The sequence below is a fragment of the Pantoea sp. X-Soil-MYKO-1289 genome (genome assembly GCF_059730625.1).
In genome coordinates this window covers 3,507,709-3,527,293 of sequence record NZ_AP036004.1, presented here as the reverse complement: position 1 = coordinate 3,527,293, position 19,585 = coordinate 3,507,709, and the positions used below count along the sequence as shown (strand labels likewise).

The following is a 19,585-nucleotide window of genomic DNA, read 5'->3' as shown; positions in this document are numbered from 1 at the left end:
TTGCCTGCCGATCCTCAGGCGCTGGCGGGATCCTGCTTAAGCTTCTCGTGCTCTGCAGGAGATCGAATACGCTTTTTACGATCCAGCAGCAGGTGCGTGTGCGGATCGTAGTAGCGGCTTGGCCAGATCTCGGCGGGATGAACCTCAATCGCTTCCGCAATCAGCCATTCTCCTTTCGGCCAGGGACGCGAAAGAGCATTCGCCAATGTGGATGAACTCAATCCCGCCTGGCGCGATAATGCCGCCAGCGTCGTGCCGCGTCTACGCAGCGCGGCAATGATATCGGCGGGATGCCAGTCTTCACTCCTTTTTTGCATATCGCATTCTCCTTGTTCCTTGCGTGAAATATTCCCTGTGCAAAGGGACTTTATTTTTCTCTTATCTGGAAATTAATGGAATTTTTATACCAGATAATTTCTTTTTGTTTCCAGTAATTTTTGGTCCAGCCGCGAGAAGTGCGCGTCGCTACGCAAAAGCGCAGCAACAGCAAAGATGCGTTTCTAAAAAAGTGAAGCGGAGAGGGGGGATAACGGCGGAGCTGCGCTGGCAGCTCCGAAAGAAGATCAGAAGTCGCGCTGGACGGACATATGCGCCAGCGCTTCGAGCGCGCTGCGCCAGGGCGATTCCGGCAGCACGCTGAGTGCCGCGATGGCTTTATCCGCTTCCTGCTCGGCGCGTTTGCGCGTCCACTCCAGTGAACCGCACTGCTGCATGGCGTCCAGTACCGGTTCGAGCAGATGACGGCCGTTGCCCTGTTCGATCGCCTCGCGGATCATCTTCGTCTGCTCCGGCGTGCCGTTATGCATCGCATGCAGCAGCGGCAGCGTCGGTTTGCCTTCGCTCAGATCGTCGCCGGTATTTTTGCCCAGCGTGGCGCCGTCGGCGCTGTAGTCGAGCAGATCGTCGATTAACTGGAAAGCGGTGCCGAGAAAGCGTCCGTAATCCTGCATCGCTTTCTCCTGTGCCGGCGTGGCGTCGGCGAGAATAGCGGATGCCTGCGAAGCGGCCTCGAACAAACGCGCGGTTTTGCTGTAAATCACGCGCATGTAGCTCTCTTCGGTGATATCGGGATCGTTGACGTTCATCAGCTGCAGCACTTCGCCTTCGGCAATCACGTTCACCGCTTCGGACATCAGCGCCAGAATGCGCAGCGAGCCCATGCTGGTCATCATCTGGAAGGCGCGCGTATAGATAAAGTCGCCGACCAGCACGCTGGCCGCATTGCCGAACGCCGCGTTAGCGGTGGCTTTGCCGCGACGCATATCGGATTCATCCACCACGTCGTCATGCAGCAGCGTCGCGGTGTGGATAAATTCGATCAGCGCCGCGTTAATGACGTGCAGATCGCCCTGGTAGCCCAGCGCGCGTGCCGAAAGCACGGCGATCATCGGGCGGATGCGCTTGCCACCGCCGCTGATGATGTAATAGCCAAGCTGATTAATCAGCGAGACCTCGGAATTCAGCTGGTCAAGGATGGTCTGGTTGACGGCCGCCATATCCTGCGCGGTTAATTCATTAATTTGTTCTAAGTTCATTCGTCTGTTCAGCTTTGACTCGTTTCAACGGCTTATGGTACGTGCTTTAACCAGCCTGAGTTCAGGTAATCTGTTACTGATTGTACTTGAATTTTCCGGATGAGGAACGTTTGCGATCGGCCTGTGTTTTTTTTCTGCAAGAGAGTGCAAAGTGCTCTTGTCTTCTGCTGGAGATTTGCGTAGAATTCGCGCCCTATTGTGAATATTTATCGCGCCGCCTGATGAACAAAAGGCATGCGCAGAAGCGGAGTTTTATATGTACGCGGTTTTCCAAAGTGGTGGTAAACAACACCGAGTAAGCGAAGGTCAGACCGTTCGCCTGGAAAAGCTGGACATCGCAACCGGTGAAACCATTGAGTTTGACCAGGTGCTGATGATCGCAAATGGCGAAGACGTGAAAATCGGCGCGCCACTGGTTTCAGGCGGCGTTATCAAAGCTGAAATCGTTGCTCACGGTCGTGGCGAGAAAGTTAAAATCGTTAAGTTTCGTCGTCGTAAGCACTACCGTAAGCAGGCTGGCCACCGTCAGTGGTTCACTGATGTGAAAATCACTGGCATCAGCGCTTAAGAGGAGATCTGACAAATGGCACATAAAAAGGCTGGTGGCTCGACTCGTAACGGTCGTGACTCCAATGCAAAACGTCTGGGTGTAAAACGTTTCGGTGGCGAATCTGTTCTGGCAGGTAGCATCATCGTTCGTCAGCGTGGCACTAAATTCCACGCCGGTAACAACGTAGGTTGTGGTCGTGACCACACCCTGTTCGCTACCGCAGACGGCAAAGTTAAATTCGAAGTGAAAGGTCCGAACAACCGTAAATACATCAGCATCGTTGCTGAGTAAGGTTGTCGTGACGCAGACAGCGACTGTCTGAACGCACGAATAAAAGCCCCGCAGCCATTGCGGGGCTTTTTACATTCTGCGACCTGTCGTTCTGTATTGCTGTACACTTTATGTACGCCTGATGCAAATCAGTCCTGATTTATCCGCCGCCGGTCAGCGCAGACAGACCCTGGCGGACCCGTCCGCAGCCCTGAAGGGCGCGCGGACGATTGTGTGACGGAGAAAGAAAATGAAGTTTGTTGATGAAGCGACAATCCTGGTGGTTGCCGGCGACGGCGGCAATGGCTGCGTCAGCTTCCGCCGTGAAAAATATATTCCGAAAGGCGGTCCGGACGGCGGCGACGGCGGCGACGGCGGCGATGTCTATCTGGTTGCCGACGAGAACCTGAATACCCTGATTGACTACCGCTTTGAGAAATCCTTCCGCGCCGAACGCGGTCAGAACGGCCAGAGCCGCGACTGCACCGGCAAACGCGGTCAGGACATTATCGTTAAGGTGCCGGTCGGCACGCGCGTGATCGATCAGGGCACCGGCGAAACGCTGGGCGATATGACGCGTCACGAGCAGAAGCTGATGGTCGCCAAAGGCGGCTGGCACGGCCTGGGCAACACGCGCTTTAAATCCTCGGTAAACCGCACCCCGCGTCAGAAAACCATGGGAACGCCGGGCGAGAAGCGCGATTTGCAGCTGGAGCTGATGCTGCTGGCTGACGTCGGCATGCTGGGCCTGCCGAACGCCGGTAAATCGACCTTTATCCGCGCCGTCTCTGCGGCCAAGCCGAAAGTGGCGGATTATCCGTTTACCACGCTGGTGCCGAGTCTGGGCGTAGTGCGCATGGACAGCGAGCAGAGCTTCGTTGTCGCCGATATTCCGGGCCTGATTGAAGGCGCCGCCGACGGCGCTGGCCTCGGCATTCGATTCCTGAAGCACCTTGAGCGCTGCCGCGTGCTGCTGCACCTGATCGATATCGCGCCGATCGACGAGTCCGATCCGGTGGAAAACGCCCGCATCATCCTCGGCGAGCTGGAGAAGTACAGCGACAAGCTGTTCAACAAGCCGCGCTGGCTGGTGTTCAATAAAATCGACGTCATCGGCGAAGAGGAAGCGCAGGCGCGCGCCAAAGCGATTGCCGAAGCGCTGGGCTGGGAAGAGAAATATTATCTGATCTCCGCGGCAAGCCGTCAGGGCGTGCAGGATCTTTGCTGGGACGTGATGAGCTTCATCAACGCCAACCCGAAAGAAGCGGAAGAAGAAGAGAAGAAACCCGAGAAAGTCGAGTTCATGTGGGATGATTACCACCGTGAAACGATGGAAAGCGTGGTTGAAGAAGAAGATGAAGAGTGGGATGACGACTGGGACGAGGATGACGACGAAGGCGTCGAAATCATCTACCAGCGTTAATGCCGGAGAAAAGGGACAGCGAAAGCTGTCCCTTTTTCGTTACCCCAGCACCGCCACCGTCAGGCGCGACGAGCAGCAGAGCTGGCCGCGCGCGTTGCGGATGTCAATCTGCCACACCTGATTGCGTGAGCCGATATGCAGCGGGCGGCAGGTGCCGCGCACTTCGCCGCTGGAGACCGCGCGGTGATGGCTGGCGTTCACCTCAATGCCCACCACGCTTTTGCCCTCTTCGGTGCAGAGATAGCCGGCGATCGAGCCCATCGACTCCGCCAGCACCACCGACGCGCCGCCGTGCAGCAGGCCGAAGGGCTGATGGGTCCGCGCATCGACCGGCATAACCGCTTCCAGGTAATCGTCGCCGATGGCGGTAAAGCGAATGCCGATATGCGCCACCAGCGAGTTCTCACCGATAGCGTTCAGCGCGTCGAGATCGGTCTCGCGTTTCCAGATCGCCATCGGTCAGGCTCCCAGCGTCGCGCCGCCGTCCACCACGATATCCTGCAGCGCAACGTGGCTGGCAAGATCGGAGGCGAGGAACAGCACGTTGTGGGCGATCTCCTGCGGCGTGGCGATCTTCCGCAGCGGGATCCCCAGCTTATATTGATCCGGGAAGCCGTCGATCATCTCCTGCTCGGCGGTCGGCGTATGCCACAGGCTGCGCTGCATCTCGGTATCGGTCGAGCCGGGCGAAACGATATTGCAGCGCACGCCATAGGGCGCCATCTCCAGGCCGACCGTCAGAGTCAGGCTGCGCAGCGCGGCTTTCGAGGCGCCGTAGGCCGACATGCCGATGCGCGGCGCGTGCGCCGAGTTAGAGGCGATAGAGACGATGGCGCCTGCACGCTGCTGGCGAAACACCGGCAGCGTCTGCTGAAACATATTGAAGGCGCCGCCGACGTTGACCGCCAGACAGGCCTGGAAATCCGCGGCGGAGATCTCGTCAGTCGCGCCGATACGCAGGATGCCCGCGCCGTTCACCAGCACGTCGAGGCGCGGCTGCTGCGCCAGCAGACGCTGGCACGCCGTTTTCACCTGTCCGGCATCGGCCACGTCGAGCGTATGGCAGGCGAAAGGGTAGTCGATGTCGTGAAAGCGCAGATCGAAGCCCTGCACCTGCGCGCCCGCGGCGTGAAACGCGAGCGCGGTGTGGTAGCCGATGCCCTGGCCTGCGCCGGTCACCCAGACCTGTTTACCGCTGAAGTCGAAGCGCTGGCTCATTAGGCAGGCTCCCGTGACAGCAGCGCCCACCAGCCGTCGATGGTGGGGTTTTTCGCCAGGCTGACGAAGTCGATATCGCCGTGCGCCTGCCGCCAGCGCGCCGCCAGCGCCATCATGCGCACGGAGTCGAGACCGTAGTCGATCAGGTTCTCATCATCTTCCGGCACGTCGTCATCTTCCAGCAGCGGCAGCACCAGCGCGCGCAGATCGTCCTTGCTGAGCGGCAGCGGCATCAAATCTGCGGTCATCACCACTTTGCCGCTGCGTCCGGCGGTATAGGTCAGCGCCATCATATGTTCCTCGCGGCTAAAGTCCGCCAGCGCATCCGCCACCATAAAGGGCTGGATGTTGCGCATAAAGGCATCGGTCGCGGTGGTGAGACAGCCGATGTGGGCGTACACGCCGGTGATAATCAGCTGATCGCGTCCCATCTCCTGCAGAATCGACTCCAGCGGCGAGCGGACAAAGGCGCTGTAGCGCCACTTGGTCAGCACCTGATCCTCGGCGTCGGGCGCCAGCGCGTCGACAATCTTCTGCTGCTCGGGATGCTTGTTCAGGCCCGGCCCCCACATATCGTTCAGCAGCGCGCGATCTTCATCGCTCTGCTGGTTGGGCTGCGCGGTATAGAACACCGGGATGCCCTGCGACTTGCACCAGGCGCGCAGGCGGGCGATGTTCTCCACGACCTGATTAACCAGCGGGCTGTTTTCGCCCCAGAAGTTAAGAAAGTAAGCCTGCATATCGTGAATCAGCAGGGCGGCGCGCTGCGGCTCCAGCGTCCATTTCACCTTGTTGGCGGGCAGCTCGGCGGCGGCGGGCAGCGAATATGAGGTCAGTTTTGGAATAGCCATAAAATCTCCGGAACAGGTCAGGCTTGCGCTGGTTGATCGGCAAGCTGTTGGCGCAGGCGTTTTTTGTCTACTTTGCCGACGGGCGTCAGCGGCAGTTCATCCACGCAGGTAATGCGATCGGGCAGTTTATATTCGGCGACGCCCAGCTCGCGCAGATGGCGGCGCAGCGCCACCGGCTTGAGCGGCTGGCGCGCCACGATAAAGGCGCAGCTTTTTTCGCCCATCAGCTCGTCCTGCATCGACACCAGCGCCGCATGGATCACATCTGCATGGCGCTGCAGCAGGTTTTCGATCTCCTCGGCAGCGATCTTTTCGCCGCCGCGGTTGATCTGATCTTTCTCGCGCCCCTGCACGGTGATGTAGCCCTGCGGGTTAATCTCGATCAGATCGCCCGAGCAGTAAAAGCCGTCGGCGTCGAAGCTGGCGGCGTTGTGCTCCGGGCTTTTGTAGTAGCCGCGGAAGGTATAGGGGCCGCGCGTCATCAGGCGGCCGATGGCGCCGGTCGGCAGCGGATCGCCGTTCTCGTCGGCTACCCAGACCTCATCATCCGGCGAAATCGGGCGGCCCTGAGTCGTGAGAATGGTGCGCTCGTCGTCGTCGAACCGGGTGTAGTTCACCAGCCCTTCCGCCATGCCGAACACCTGCTGCAGCCGGCAGCCGATCTCGCTCTGAATGCGTGCCGCCAGCGTTTCGCCCAGTTTGGCGCCGCCGACCTGCATCCGCTGCAGCGACGCCAGCGCCTGGTTGCTGCCCCATTCCTGAATCGCCTGCAGCCACAGGCTGACGGCGGGCGGCACCAGGCCGGTGTCGGTAACCTTGTGCTTTTCGATCAGCGGGAAACAGTTGGTCGCGCTGGGATCCTCGGCCAGAATCACCTGGCCGCCCGCGTAGAAGACGCCGAGCGCGCCGGGGGAACTCATCGCAAAGTTATGCGGCGCGGGCAGGGCGATCAGATAACGCGTGTCGGCGGTGACCGCGCAGATCTCGTCGCTGGCGCGGATGCTGTAGTAGTAGTCGTTGTGGGTGCGCGGAATCAGCTTCGGCGTGCCGGTGCTGCCGCCGGAGAGCTGGAAAAAGGCGACTTCGTCGGCGGCGGTCGGCGTCGGCTGGAAATCGCCCGCGCCTTCGGCCATCAGCGCTTCCAGGCTGTTTTCCGGCTGGCTGTCGTTGCGCAGGATCGCCTGCCGCAGCGACGGCTGCGCGGCGCGCAGCGCGTCGACAAAACTGTCGTCGGCGAACAATGCATGGCGGCGATCGGCGATCAGCAGCGCAGGTTCGATCTGCGCGGCGTAGGCCTGCAGCTCGGTGCGCTGGTGGCTGAACAGCGCGTAGACCGAGGCGACGCCCAGCTTGAACAGGGCGAAAACGGTGACGTAGAAGTCGGCGACGTTGCCGAGCTGCACCAGCGCGGTGTCGCCGTTTTTCAATCCGCGGCGCTGTAGCGCGGCAGCGAGGTTGTCGCTGCGCTGCGCCAGCTGACGGTAGCTCAGCCGCAGATCGCCTTCAATAACGGCGATGGCGTCGCTGTTTTCATGACGCGCCAGGATATCGGTCATCGGCACATCCAGCCAGTAGCCTTTCTCGCGGTAGCGTGCCGCCAGATCGTCTGGCCAGCGATGGTAAGGGATCGACATGGTATTTCCTTTATTGCAGTCCAAAAGCGCGCAGCATGGTGTCGAGTTTGACACCGGTCTCGCGCCATTCTGATTCCGGTTGCGAATCCGCCACGATGCCCGCGCCGGCGAACAGGCGCACCCGCGCGCCATGCACGGTGCCGCAGCGGATAGTGACGACCCATTCGCCGTTGCCCTGCTCGTCGCACCAGCCGACGATGCCGCCGAACAGACGGCGATCGAACGGCTCCAGCGTCTGGATCAGCTGCTGCGCGCGCCTGTGCGGGAAGCCGCTCAGCGCCGGCGTCGGATGCAGCAGACAGGCGAGCGACAGCGCGTTCTCCTGCTCGTCGAGCGCTTCGCCGTCGATCTGCGTCGCCAGATGCCACAGCGTGGCGGTGGTCAGCAGAGAAGGGGTAGCGGGCACCGAGAGCAGGCGGCTGCGCGGCTGCAGCACCTCGCGCATCGCGTCGGTCACCAGCTTGTGCTCGTGGCGATCTTTCGCCGATTGCATCAGGGCGTCGCCCGCGGCCCTGTCGCGCTGCGCGTCGGCGTCGCGTCGCGCGGAGCCGGCCAGCGGGCAGGAGCTAAAATCACGCCCCGCTTTGCGCAGCATCAGCTCCGGGCTGGCGCCGACCAGCGAACCGCCCTGCGGCAGCGGCAGATGAAAGTGATAGCTGTTTGGGTTCTGCGCCACGATGCGCTGCATCAGCGCGGCGATATCGACCGGCTGCTCCGTCACGATATCCATCAGGCGCGACAGCACGACTTTATCCAGCTCGCCGCGCTGCGTAGCGGCCACGGCCTCTGCCACCATGGCGGTAAACACATCGTGCTCCGGCATAGCGGCGCGGCGGCGCACCTGCGGCAGCGGCGCCTGAACGGCGGGCAGCGCAGCCTGAAGATCGGCGCGGTTAAAGACCTGATGCGATTCCGGAATAAACAGCGCGGCGGGCTGCGTGACGTCGAAGGGGATGGCGCCGACCAGGATCGGATGGGCGATGCCCTGTTTTTTTGCGGATGCGAAGTGGCGTCGCAGCTGCTGTTGAAAGTCGCCGTTCAGCGCGTCGCCATCGGTCGCCGGCGTGGCGATCGTGGTGTAGCAGCCTTGCGTAGCGATACTGCGCCACGGGGATGTGAAGATAAATCCCCGGCACAGCGCGGAGAAATCCTCCAGCAGGGGATTTCCAAACGTCAACGTTTCCACCATAATTTTCACCTATAAATGATAAGATAACTAATAATGATTATCATTTGTATTGTGGTTCTGTAACCTACGTTGATTAGGCTGGAGTGTCAATAAATTCGCGGCATTGAGCGCGCGATCTCAGCGTGATGCGTAAGGGCGACAGAAGGTTGTCTTTCAGTAAAAGGTGGGCTGAATCTTATGTTTAAGCGGATTTTTACCACGGTGGCGGCGCTGGCCTTCGTCACCGTCCTGGCTAATTCTGACGCGCATGCCGAGGAAGGCTGGCCGCGCACGCTGCAAGGCGCCAGCGGCAGCGTCACGCTGGAAAAAGCGCCGCAGCGCATCGTCTCCACCAGCGTCACCCTGACTGGCTCGCTGCTGGCGATCGACGCGCCGGTCATCGCCAGCGGGGCGACCGCGCCGGGCAGCCGTCTGGCGGACGAGCAGGGCTTTTTCCGTCAGTGGAGCGACGTCGCAAAGCGTAAACATCTTAAGCGGCTCTATATCGGCGAACCGAGCGCCGAAGCGGTGGCCGCCGAGGCGCCGGATCTGATTATCGTCAGCGCGACCGGCAACGACTCCGCGCTTAAGCTGGTGGATCAGTTCTCGGCTATCGCGCCGACGCTGGTGGTGAACTATGACGATAAAAGCTGGCAGCAGCTGGTGACGCTGCTCGGTGAAGCGACCGGCCACGAGGCGGAGGCGGCGGCGCGCGTAAAGGCGTTCGATGCGCAAGAGGCGGCGCTGAAGCAGAAAATCACGCTGCCGCCGCAGCCGGTTTCCGCGATGGTGTTTAACGGCGGCGGCCGCGCGGTGAACCTGTGGACGCGCGAATCAGCGCAGGGCAAGCTGCTGGAGCAGCTCGGCTTTACGCTCGCCGTGCCGCCTGCGGATCTACAGCAGACGCACAGCATGGGCCAGCGCAAAGATATTATTCAGCTCTCCGGCGAGAACGTCGCCAGCGGCCTGAACGGCAACAGCTTCCTGCTGTTCGCCGCGGAGGAGCAAGGCGCGAAACAGCTGATGCAGAATCCGTTCCTGGCGCAAACCGCGGCGGTGAAGCAGCAGCAGGTTTACGCGCTGGGCGCCGACACTTTCCGTCTTGATTACTACAGCGCCAGCCATCTGCTGGCGCGTCTGGAGCAGCTGTTCGTTAAATCATAACGCCTCTTCCGCCAGCGTCGGCGCTGGCGGTTGATAGCGTCGCAGCTTCGCCATCAGCATCCACATCACGCCGCCCAGCAGCGCCGCGCCGAAGCCGAACAGCGCGGCGGCCTGCTGCGGCAGCAGCCATGACCCCAGCGCGCCGATCATCGCCGCGCCGATCGCATCGCCGGTGACGTTCTGCGCCGTCCACAGGCTGTTGATGCGTCCCAGCAGCGCATCGGGCGTCAGCGACTGAATCAGCTGGTACTGCACCAGGCTGTTAACGGCGCTGAAGTAGCCGAACGCCGCCAGGCAGGCGAGCCCGAGGGCGAACTGCGGCATCAGGCTGAAGGCGCCAAGCGCGAGGAAAGCGGCGACGGCGCTGGCTAACATCACTTTGCCAGGCTGCGGCGTCTGCGCCAGCCGTCCGCTGGTGAGCGCGCCCAGCGCCGCGCCGAGCGGCACGGCGGCGTACATCAGGCCCAGCTCATCGAGGCTGACCTGCCAGTGCGGCGCCAGCGCCGGATAGAGCACGCGCACCGCGCTCGCCAGGGTGACCAGCGCGCCGATCAGCGCCGCCATGCCGACCAGCGGCGCGGCAAACAAGAACTGTACGCCGCTGGCGAGCGCCCGCAGCGGATGCTCGCGCGGCTGCGGTGGCGGCGGCATCACGGGCAGCCGCAGCAGGGTCAGCACGGTGAGCAGCGTGCCGAGCGCGGCGAGGCCGTAATTCCACGCCGCGCCGCCGTGCGCCAGCACCAGACCGCCGACGGCGGGCGAGAGAATGGCGCCGAAGCGCACCGTCAGCATGGTAATCGCGCCCGCCTGCATCAGGTTTTCGCGTCCCACCAGCGCCGGCGTCGCCGCCAGCAGCGCCGTCACGCCAATCGCGCCGAAGAAGCCGTCCCACAGGCCGAGCAAAAAGACCGCGCTGACCGATGGCGTCGGCAGCGAGGCGTTAACCGCCAGCGCGACGAAGCCGAGGCCGCAGGTAGACCGCGCGATCAGGATCAGCCGTTTGCGCTCGTAGCGATCCGCCAGCACGCCGCCGGTCAGCAGTCCGACGAACATGCCCGCGCCCGCCAGGGTCACCGCCAGCCCGACCAGCGCGGGCGAGCGGGTCAGCTGCTGGATCTGCACCGGCACGGCAATCGCCAGCATGCCAAGCGCGACGATAGAGATAAAACGGGCGATAAAGACGGCGCGAAAAGCGGAATGCGTCTTCAACAGGCTGAGGTCGATGAGATGGGAGGGTTTGTTCATTGCTTCGCCTTTTGCTGCGGTTTTCCTCGCGATGGTCGAGGCGAATCATGGTAACATACAAAAATACGAGTAATAACGATAACAAGTATCATTATCAAATTGACGCGTTCGCTGCGTCAGTGAACAGTGAAGGTTCGGAACGTTATGCGCCAACTCTCCGCAATAGCCGCTTCAGGGATGCTGCTGTTGCTCCTGATCGCGCTCAGCCTGATGCTCGGCGCTAAATCGATCGCCATTCATGATGTTTACCTTGCCCTGACCACCCGCTGCGGCAGCGCAGACTGTATTATCGTGCGCGAGGCGCGACTGCCGCGCACGCTTGCCGGCCTGCTGGCGGGCTGCGCGCTCGGGCTGGCGGGCGCGCTGATGCAGAGCCTGACGCGCAATCCGCTCGCCGATCCCGGTATTCTTGGCGTTAACGCAGGCGCAGGTTTCGCCGTGGTGCTGGGCATCGCCCTGTCTGGCGCTGATTCGCCCGCCGACTGGCTCGGCTTCGCCTTTGTCGGCGCGCTGCTGGCGTCGCTGCTGGTGGCGCTGACCGGCGCGCTCGGCGGCGGCCGCGTCAATCCGGTGCGCCTGACCCTGGCGGGCGTGGCGCTCGGCGCGGTGCTGGAAGGGTTGACCTCCGGACTTTCTCTCCTTAATCCCGATATTTACGACCATCTGCGCTTCTGGCACAGCGGCTCGCTCGATATCCGCAGCTTTGCCGTGCTGCGCGCTACCTGGCCAGCGGTGGCGGTCGGCGCGCTGATCGCGCTGCTGCTGGCGCGCGCGCTCAATACCCTGAGCATGGGCGGCGATCTGGCGACGGCGCTCGGCACGCGCGTGGCGCGTACCCAACTGCTGGGGCTGCTGGCCATCGCCCTGCTGAGCGGCGCCGCCACGGCCGCCGTCGGCCCCATCGCCTTTGTCGGGCTGATGACGCCGCATCTGGCCCGCTGGCTGTGGGGCAACGATCACCGCTGGATGCTGCCCGGCACGCTGCTGATCACTCCCTGTCTGCTGCTGGCCGCCGATATTCTGGGCCGCCTGATGGTGCCGGGCGAACTGCGCGTCTCGGTGGTCACCGCGCTGCTCGGCGCGCCGATGCTGATTGTGCTGGTGCGCCGCAAGCTGGGGAGAGGGCAGGTATGAGTCGGGCGATGATGCACGCCATCTGGCTGCTGGCGGCCTGCGCGCTGCTGGCCTTTTTCGGCGTTACGCGCGGCGCGCTGCCGGTGACGGGCGCGCAGCTCTGGCAGTTGTTCAATGGCGAAGCGGCGCGCAACGTTCAGCTGATCGTGCTGGAGTGGCGGCTGCCGCGCGTGGCGATGGCGCTGCTGCTCGGCGCGGCGCTTGGGGTGAGCGGCGCGATTTTTCAGTCGCTGCTGCGCAACCCGCTCGGCAGCCCCGATATTCTCGGCTTCAACACCGGCGCCTATAGCGGCGTGCTGGTGGCGCTGGTGCTGTTTCAGCAAAACAGCGAGGCGATGACGCTGGCGGCGCTGCTGGGCGGCGTGCTGAGCGCTGGCGTGGTTTATCTGTTTGCCTGGCGCAACGGGGTAGAGACCTTCCGGCTGATTATCGTCGGCATCAGCGTGCGCGCGCTGCTGATGGCGCTCAACGGCTGGCTGATTATCAGCGCCTCGCTGGAGGCGGCGCTCAGCGCCGGGCTGTGGAGCGCTGGATCGCTTAACGGCATCAGCTGGGCGAAAACCGCGCCGGCGGTCGCCGTGCTGGCGGCGGCGCTGCTGCTGACCGCGCTGCTGGCGCGGCGTATGCGCCTGCTGGAGATGGGCGACGACACCGCCTGCGCGCTGGGCGTACCGGTGGAGCGCAGCCGGCTGTGGCTGATGCTGCTCGGCGTGGTGCTGACCGCCGCCTCGACCGCGCTGGCCGGCCCCATTTCGTTCGTCGCCCTGCTGGCGCCGCAGATCGCTCGTCGCCTGTGCGGCGGCATCAAAGGGGCGCTGCCGCTGGCGGCGCTGTGCGGCGCGCTGCTGCTGCTGGCGGCGGACTATGCGGCGCAGCATCTTTTTCTGCCGTATCAGCTGCCGGTCGGCGTGATTACCGTCAGCCTTGGCGGGCTTTATTTGATTGCACTACTGGTCAGGGAGGCGCGACGCCAATGACAGAGAGGATTGCGCGCCTGCGGGGCGAGGCGCTGACGCTGGGCTACGAAAAGAAAGTGGTGGCGGAGGGGCTGTCGGTAACCATTCCGGATGGCGAACTGACGGTGATCATCGGCCCCAACGCCTGCGGCAAATCGACGCTGCTGCGCGCGCTGAGCCGCCTGGCGTCGCCGCTGAAGGGGCAGGTGCTGCTCGACGGCGAGGCGATTGCGCGCTTCTCCACCAAAGAGGTGGCGCGACGTCTCGGCCTGCTGCCGCAGAGTTCGCAGGCGCCTTCCGGCATCAGCGTCAGCGAACTGGTGGCGCGCGGCCGCTATCCGCATCAGCCGCTGTTCGGCCGCTGGCGCGACGAGGATGAGGCGGCGGTGCAGCAGGCGATGCAGGCGACCGGCGTAGCGGATATCGCCGCACAGCCGGTGGATCAGCTTTCCGGCGGCCAGCGTCAGCGCGTCTGGATCGCCATGGTGCTGGCGCAGCAGACGCCGCTGCTGCTGCTGGACGAACCCACCACCTGGCTCGATATTACTCATCAGATCGAACTGCTGGAGCTGATGCAGGATCTCAATCAGCAGCATGGCCGCACGCTGGTGGTGGTGCTGCACGATCTGAATCAGGCGTGCCGCTACGCCACGCATCTTATCGCGATGCGCAGCGGCCAGATTGTTGCCGAGGGGCGGCCGTCGGAGATTGTAACGCCGGAATTGATTGAGGCGGTCTACGGGCTGCGCTGCGTTATCGTTGAGGATCCGGTGGCGCATACGCCGATGATTGTGCCGCTGGGACGCGGGCGCAACGGAGACGCTAGCTAAAACCCGCACTGAATAGGGATGGTTTAGGAGAGAGGTGCCAAAGCGGATGATATGGCCCGATCGCAAAGTCGCTTTACGCATCCCTGCTCGCTCGGCCCGCGACATCCTTGTCGCGGGACGCTTTGCTCTTCGGGCCATACCATCCGCTTTTCGAGCTAATCAGCTGCCTTTAGAAAATACCATCAGCAGCTGCTGCAATTGCGGCCCGATCTGCTCGAACATGCGCGGCGAGATAATCTCGACGTGGGCGCACGCCAGCGGCCGCACCTCCAGCTCGCCGACATAAGGCGCCCAGGCGCGACGCGCATCCTGACCCGGCTGCTGCGTCTCGGTGGCGAGGAACAGCGTGGCGCGACCGCTGAAGCGCGCGCTGCGCGCGGTCGCCAGCAGCCGCACCGAGCTGGCATAGTTGGCCTCGATGGCGTCGAACATCGCCTCCATGCCTTCGCCCGCCTGTTGACGCTGCGCGGCGACAAACTGCTCGCGCTCGCGGTTCACCTCTTCCAGCACTGCCGGATCGAGCTGGTTCTCGCCGCGCTTCTCGTCCCAGTTTTGCGTCTCTGGCGGCCAGGTATCGAGCAGGCCGAGGAACGCCACCTCTTCGCCGAGCGCCTCCAGCCGCGCGGCGATGCCCTGCGCCAGCGTGCCGCCCAGCGAATAGCCGAGGAAATAGTAAGGGCCGTGCGGCTGCTGCTGCCGCAGCGTGGCGAGATGCGCGTCGCACACCTCATCCAGATGCGCCGCCTGATTCAGCGGGCCGCTGGCGTCGGGCGACTGGATGCCGACGATGAACCAGCGTGCGTCCAGATAACGTTGCAGGATGCTGAACTGCCAGGCGAAGCCTGACGCCGGATGGAAACAGAACAGCGTCGGCCCGCTGCCGACCCGCAGCGGCAGCACCGGCTCGAAACCGGCATTTTGCGCCGTCTGCGCATCGCTCAGCAGCGCCGCCAGCTTCTCAACCGTCGAGGCGACCATAATCTGGCCGACGGAAACCGGCAGCTTCAGCGCGCGCCGCAGCTGCGCCGCCAGCCGCATCGCCAGCAGCGAATGGCCGCCCAGCGCAAAGAAATCCTCCTGCGCGCCAACCGCGTCGCGTTCCAGCAGCGCGGCGAACGCCTCCGCCAGCTGCGTTTCCAGCCCCGGCAGCGGCGCGCGACCAGCATCGCCCGCGCGGCTTTGCGGCAGCGGCAGGGCCTTGCGATCCAGCTTGCCGTTGCTGCTGAGCGGCAGCGCCTCCAGCGCGACGATCGCCACCGGCACCATATGCGCCGGCAGCTGCTGCGCCAGCGCGGCGCGCATCGCCTCGCCATCAACGGCGCGGTCTGCCACCACATAGCCCACCAGCTGGCGCGCGTCGCCCTGCTGCGCGTCGGCGTTGCCCAGCACCACCGCGTGCGTGACCGCCTGCTGCACGCCGGGCAGCGCCGCCAGCGCATGATCGATCTCGTTCAGCTCGATACGCTGGCCGCGGATCTTCAGCTGATCGTCGCTGCGGCCCAGATATTCCACCGCGCCGTTCGCCAGCCAGCGCGCCACGTCGCCGGTACGGTACATGCGCGTGCCGTCGCCGAAAGGATCGGCGACGAAACGGCTGGCGGTGAGATCGGGACGATCGAGATAGCCGTGCGCCAGCTGCGCGCCGGTAAGATAGAGATCGCCCGCGACGCCTGGCGGAACCGGCTGCAGGCGCGCGTCGAGGATGCGCAGGCCGGTATTCCAGACCGGGAAGCCGATCGGCACGCTGGCGCCTTCCACCGCCGCCAGCGCCGGGCCGAAGGCGGGGTAGTAGCTGACGTCTACCGCCGCTTCGGTCGGGCCGTAGAGATTATGCAGCGGCGTCTGAGTCAGCGCTTCCCACTGGCGCGACAGATCGGTCGGTAGCGCTTCGCCGCTGCAGAAGACGCGGCGCAGGCTGGCGCAGCGCGCCACCGCTTCCTCGTCCTGCAATGAGGCGACGAAGGCCGCCAGCATCGAGGGAACAAAGTGGGTCGTGGTAACGCGATAGCGCGCAAAAAGCTGCTGCAGCGCGTCGGGATCGCGGTGCGCCTCCGGCGGCGCCATCACCAGCTGCGCGCCCGTCATCAGCGGCCAGAAAAACTCCCAGACCGAGACGTCGAAGCTGCTGGGGGTCTTTTGCAGCACCACATCTGTGGCATCGAGCGGATAGCTCGCCTGCATCCACAGCAGACGGTTGACGATCGCCTCATGGCCGACCAGCACCCCTTTCGGCCGGCCGGTGGAGCCGGAGGTATAAATAAGATAGGCGCCGTCCTGCGGGCGCGGCGGCTGCGCATGCGCGGGCGCGGCGACGTCGGGCAGCAGCGCGTCGTAGAAGAGCGGGGCGACCGGCGACAGAGCGGCGAAGCGCGTCGCCAGCGCGCGGCTGACGATCAGCGTCTTCGGCGCGGCGTCCTCCAGCATCATCTGTAGACGGTCGTCGGGATAGCCGGTATCCAGCGGCAGGTAAGTGGCGCCGACGCTGACGATCGCCTGCAGCGCCAGCGAGAGAAAGACCGCGCGCGGCAGCGCCACGGCGACGATATCGCCGCGCCGCACGCCGCTGGCGATCAGCTGCTGGCCCAGCGCCTCGACCTGCTGGCGCATCTCGCGGTAGCTGAGCCGGTGGCGATCGTCCGCCAGCGCGAAAGCATCCGGGGTGCGCAGCGCCTGCGCCAGCAGCAGGCTGTCGAGCGTGGCCGCCGGCAGCGCCATCGCGGTCTGATTGATCTTCTCCAGCTGCTGATGCTCCGCCTCGGTCAGCAGATCCAGCTCGCCGCAGGGGCGATCCGGCTGCGCCGCCAGCTGACGCAGCAGCAGATCGAAGCGGCTGGCGTGCTGCGTCAGCGTCGTTGCCTGATAGCGTTCCGCATTAGCCAGCAGCTCCAGCGTCAGCTCGCCCTGTTCGCTGAGGTAGATCGCGATCTCCAGGTCGCGCACCGGCCCGGAGGCGAGCTGATGCGTTACTCCTTCCACCCCGTTGAAGTCGAGCTGATAGTCGAACATCTTCAGGTTGATTACCGGGCCATAGAGCGGATCGCCATCGCCGAGCCGTCCGGCGTCGCGCTGCACCTGCTCGGCGTCGAAGCGCTGATGACGACGCATCTTTTTCACCTCGGCGGCCAGCTGACGCGCCAGCGCGCCGAGCGGCTGAGCGGGATCGTAATGCACCGCCATCGGCAGCACGTTAATCACCGGTCCGGTGGCGCAGAGCGCCGCCGAGCCGATGCGGCGCATAAAGATAAAGCCGGCAGCGAAATCTTGCTGGCCGCTCAGGCGCGCCAGCCAGAGCGCCACCAGCGCAAAGGCGGCGTCGGCCGCGCTGACGCCCATCTGCTGCGCCAGCGTCTGAAAGCGCGCGCTGTCCAGTGAGAAACTGTGGCGCAGCAGCGCGGTGCTGGCGCTCTGTCCGGCCAGCGGCAGCGGGGAGATCGAGGCGGGCGGCGGCAGCTGCGCGCTCTTCTCGCGCCAGAAGTCGCGATCCCGCTGCCAGCTCGACGACGCCTGGTAGCGCTGATACTCCTCTACTACTTCGCTGAAGGGGGTAAAAGGCGTCGGTTCCGGCGTTTCGTTGCGCATCCACGCGGTATAAAGATTGGCGATACGGCGCGTCAGGGCGGTAAAGCTAAAGCCGTCTACCACCAGATGATGATAGCGCTGATACCAGAACCAGCGCCGCTCTCCCAGCCGCATCAGCTGGTGATGCCAGAGCGGCGCGCCGCTCAGCACGCGCAGATCGCCAGCCATATCGATGCGCATCAGATGGCGCGCGGCGGCCTCTGGATCGGCGTGCTGACGCAGGTCGACAATATCTGGCAGGGTAAAGGTTTGCGGCGACAGCCACTGCACCGCTTCGCCCTCAAGCTCGCCGAACGCCATATTTAGCGTATCCGCCTCCTGCATGCCGGCGACGATCGCCTTGCTCAGCAGCGCGCTGTCCAGCTCGCCGCGCAGCTCGACAAAGTGCGCGACCGCATAGGCGTTAGTCTGCTGCGACAGCTGGTCGGCCATCCAGATGCCGGGCTGCGCCGCCACCAGCGGCAGGATTTTCTGATCGGTATGGTGTGGGTTCATCAGCGTCTCAGACATGGTCGCTCCGGTGCGCGCTCGGGTGGGCCGGGCGAATATCGCGCCAGTTCGTGTTAAGCCAGCTCAGGCATTCCGCCTGCGGCTGCGGCCCGAAGAGGCAGCGCCAGCCAGCGGGCAGGGCGCGGAAAGCGGGCCAGAGGCTGTACTGCTGGCGCTCGTTGATCAGCACGAGACAATCCTGCTGCGGATCGTCAAAGGGATTAGGTTGCATATCGGTCTCCTGCCCGCAACAGTCGGGCTAGCCAGGCGATTTAAAGAAGATGTTGCCACATTGCTTTCAGTCCATTGAGCAGCCCGCCGCGCCAGCACAGCGCGTCGTGGCCCCCGTCGACCGGATGAAAAACGACCTGATGCCCAGCGGCGGACAGCTCCTGTTGAAGCTGCTGGTTTGCTTTGAATATCAGCTGTTCGCGGCGTCCCGCTTCCAGATAGATGCGCGACGGCGCGAGGCGATAGTCGCCCTGCTGCAGCTGCTGGATCAGCCTGCCGTTGGGCTGGCCGCGTTCCGGCCACCAGAACGAGCCGGAGAGGCTGATGGCGCCGCCGAACGTCTGCGGCCAGTTGAGCGCGGCGTAGACGGACGACAGCCCGCCGAAGCTCTGTCCGCTCACCAGCGTCTCGGCGGCGCTGACGCGATGCGGCGCCCAGCCCTGCAGCTGCGGCAGCAGCTCTCTCTGCAGGGCCAGCCAGAAGTCGGGATTGCAGGGCAGTTCGCGGCTGCGGTGTTCGCGGTCGATGATATCGATCATCACGTAGACCGCCGGCGGCAGTTCGCCAGCGTCGGTGAGCTGCTGCAGCGGCCAGGCGATCGGCATGCTGTTGGCCCAGAACTGGCCGTCCAGCAGCAGCGCCAGCGGCCGTTCGGTCGGCTGCGCGTCGCCGGTGGCGTAGATCCACACCGAACGGCGATTGCCGAGGCGCGCGCTGTGCCAGATATGGTGCTGAAGCGGCAGCGCGGGCGCGCGACCGCTGTCGACCGCCTGCCAGACGCGCTGATCGGGCGCATCCGGCAGATGCAGCGGCGAGACGCGCATGCCGCGTCCGCCCGCCCAGCCGCGCTGCGGGTTCAGCGCATCCGCCTGCGCGGTGGGAAATTTTTCGCGCCACCAGGCGCGCAGCGTCGCCATATCCGGCTCGCCCTCAAAGTCGGCGGGATCGCTGTCGGGCATCAGGCAGTAGCTGCCGCGCCAGCTGGCGGGCAGCTGCGTGCGCCAGAACCAGACGTCGGTGCCAGGGATGCGGCTGAGCGAGCGCGGCGCGGCGCGCTGATGATGATCGGTGACGCCGGTGATATTGATCCAGACGCGACGGGTAGAGGAGGTGGCTTCACTTCCCTGCGGATCGCGCCAGAAAAAGGTGACGCCGCATTCGCCGCGCCCGGCGGGTTCGATTAAGGGAAGACCCTGCTGCTGTAATGTTCGCCACCAGCGTTCACTGCCGGTTTCGTTGGTTAACCACGTCATAGAGAGCTTATTTACTGGGCCAGGCGCATCTGAAGGTGCGCGGATGTTATGAAGA

General features: G+C 64.1%; 18 protein-coding genes. 7 read left to right on the top strand and 11 right to left on the bottom strand.

Going from position 1 to position 19,585, the window contains the following annotated elements; translation table 11 throughout:
• Positions 1-14: 14 nt before the first annotated feature.
• Both AC6I7Z_RS16805 and ispB read right to left on the bottom strand, forming a co-directional pair.
• Positions 15-317, bottom strand: a complete 303-nt coding sequence (locus tag AC6I7Z_RS16805) for a helix-turn-helix domain-containing protein (protein ID WP_497815030.1) — start codon at positions 315-317, stop codon at positions 15-17.
• A 246-nt stretch (positions 318-563) separates the two neighbouring features.
• A complete protein-coding gene (ispB, locus tag AC6I7Z_RS16800; protein WP_497815029.1) occupies positions 564-1,535 on the bottom strand; it encodes an octaprenyl diphosphate synthase in 972 nt (323 codons plus the stop codon).
• 256 nt (positions 1,536-1,791) lie between these two features.
• Between ispB and rplU the strand changes: the two genes are divergently transcribed.
• From rplU to cgtA, 3 genes are all read left to right on the top strand, one after another.
• Entirely contained in the window at positions 1,792-2,103 is a 312-nt protein-coding gene (rplU, locus tag AC6I7Z_RS16795) for a 50S ribosomal protein L21 (protein WP_033749281.1), read from the top strand.
• Positions 2,104-2,118: 15 nt separating this feature from the next.
• Entirely contained in the window at positions 2,119-2,376 is a 258-nt protein-coding gene (rpmA, locus tag AC6I7Z_RS16790; protein WP_006121751.1) for a 50S ribosomal protein L27, read from the top strand.
• 229 nt (positions 2,377-2,605) lie between these two features.
• A complete protein-coding gene (cgtA, locus tag AC6I7Z_RS16785) occupies positions 2,606-3,778 on the top strand; it encodes an Obg family GTPase CgtA (RefSeq protein WP_497815028.1) in 1,173 nt (390 codons plus the stop codon).
• A 39-nt stretch (positions 3,779-3,817) separates the two neighbouring features.
• Here cgtA and AC6I7Z_RS16780 read toward each other — a convergent pair whose 3' ends face one another.
• From AC6I7Z_RS16780 to AC6I7Z_RS16760, 5 genes are read right to left on the bottom strand one after another with little or no spacing between them, the layout of a single operon-like run.
• Positions 3,818-4,234 (bottom strand): hotdog fold thioesterase, encoded by a 417-nt coding sequence (locus AC6I7Z_RS16780; RefSeq protein WP_497815027.1) that lies wholly within the window; start codon positions 4,232-4,234, stop codon positions 3,818-3,820.
• A 3-nt stretch (positions 4,235-4,237) separates the two neighbouring features.
• On the bottom strand, positions 4,238-4,996 hold the full coding sequence (gene dhbA, locus AC6I7Z_RS16775; RefSeq protein WP_497815026.1) for a 2,3-dihydro-2,3-dihydroxybenzoate dehydrogenase: 759 nt from the start codon (positions 4,994-4,996) through the stop codon (positions 4,238-4,240).
• Positions 4,996-5,847, bottom strand: coding sequence for an isochorismatase family protein (locus AC6I7Z_RS16770; protein WP_497815025.1), 852 nt, complete (start codon positions 5,845-5,847; stop codon positions 4,996-4,998). The genes dhbA and AC6I7Z_RS16770 overlap by 1 nt, the downstream gene beginning before the upstream one ends.
• Before the next feature lie 17 nt (positions 5,848-5,864).
• Positions 5,865-7,481 (bottom strand): (2,3-dihydroxybenzoyl)adenylate synthase, encoded by a 1,617-nt coding sequence (locus tag AC6I7Z_RS16765; protein ID WP_497815024.1) that lies wholly within the window; start codon positions 7,479-7,481, stop codon positions 5,865-5,867.
• 10 nt (positions 7,482-7,491) lie between these two features.
• The gene (locus AC6I7Z_RS16760; protein ID WP_048784695.1) at positions 7,492-8,670 is read right to left on the bottom strand and encodes an isochorismate synthase; all 1,179 of its coding nucleotides are present in this window, start codon (positions 8,668-8,670) and stop codon (positions 7,492-7,494) included.
• Positions 8,671-8,847: 177 nt separating this feature from the next.
• Here AC6I7Z_RS16760 and fepB point away from each other — a divergent pair, with 177 nt between their 5' ends.
• A complete protein-coding gene (fepB, locus tag AC6I7Z_RS16755; protein ID WP_497815023.1) occupies positions 8,848-9,813 on the top strand; it encodes a Fe2+-enterobactin ABC transporter substrate-binding protein in 966 nt (321 codons plus the stop codon).
• Here the strand turns inward: fepB and entS are convergent.
• Positions 9,808-11,058, bottom strand: coding sequence for an enterobactin transporter EntS (gene entS, locus AC6I7Z_RS16750; protein WP_497815022.1), 1,251 nt, complete (start codon positions 11,056-11,058; stop codon positions 9,808-9,810). The genes fepB and entS overlap by 6 nt on opposite strands.
• A gap of 144 nt (positions 11,059-11,202) precedes the next feature.
• Here entS and fepD point away from each other — a divergent pair, with 144 nt between their 5' ends.
• From fepD to AC6I7Z_RS16735, 3 genes are read left to right on the top strand one after another with little or no spacing between them, the layout of a single operon-like run.
• Entirely contained in the window at positions 11,203-12,192 is a 990-nt protein-coding gene (gene fepD / locus AC6I7Z_RS16745; protein WP_497815021.1) for a Fe(3+)-siderophore ABC transporter permease, read from the top strand.
• A complete protein-coding gene (gene fepG, locus AC6I7Z_RS16740) occupies positions 12,189-13,169 on the top strand; it encodes an iron-enterobactin ABC transporter permease (protein ID WP_497815020.1) in 981 nt (326 codons plus the stop codon). The genes fepD and fepG overlap by 4 nt, the downstream gene beginning before the upstream one ends.
• A complete protein-coding gene (locus tag AC6I7Z_RS16735) occupies positions 13,166-13,978 on the top strand; it encodes an ATP-binding cassette domain-containing protein (RefSeq protein WP_497815019.1) in 813 nt (270 codons plus the stop codon). The genes fepG and AC6I7Z_RS16735 overlap by 4 nt, the downstream gene beginning before the upstream one ends.
• Before the next feature lie 159 nt (positions 13,979-14,137).
• Here AC6I7Z_RS16735 and AC6I7Z_RS16730 read toward each other — a convergent pair whose 3' ends face one another.
• The 3 genes from AC6I7Z_RS16730 to fes are packed head-to-tail and all read right to left on the bottom strand — an operon-like array spanning position 14,138 to position 19,530.
• Positions 14,138-18,067 carry an enterobactin synthase subunit F gene (locus tag AC6I7Z_RS16730; RefSeq protein WP_497815018.1) on the bottom strand — a complete coding sequence of 1,310 codons (3,930 nt, stop codon included), beginning with the start codon at positions 18,065-18,067 and terminating at the stop codon, positions 14,138-14,140.
• Positions 18,060-18,278 (bottom strand): MbtH family protein, encoded by a 219-nt coding sequence (locus tag AC6I7Z_RS16725; RefSeq protein WP_497815017.1) that lies wholly within the window; start codon positions 18,276-18,278, stop codon positions 18,060-18,062. Before AC6I7Z_RS16725 ends, AC6I7Z_RS16730 begins: the two co-directional genes overlap by 8 nt.
• Before the next feature lie 40 nt (positions 18,279-18,318).
• Positions 18,319-19,530, bottom strand: a complete 1,212-nt coding sequence (fes, locus tag AC6I7Z_RS16720; protein WP_497815016.1) for an enterochelin esterase — start codon at positions 19,528-19,530, stop codon at positions 18,319-18,321.
• Positions 19,531-19,585: the final 55 nt, after the last annotated feature.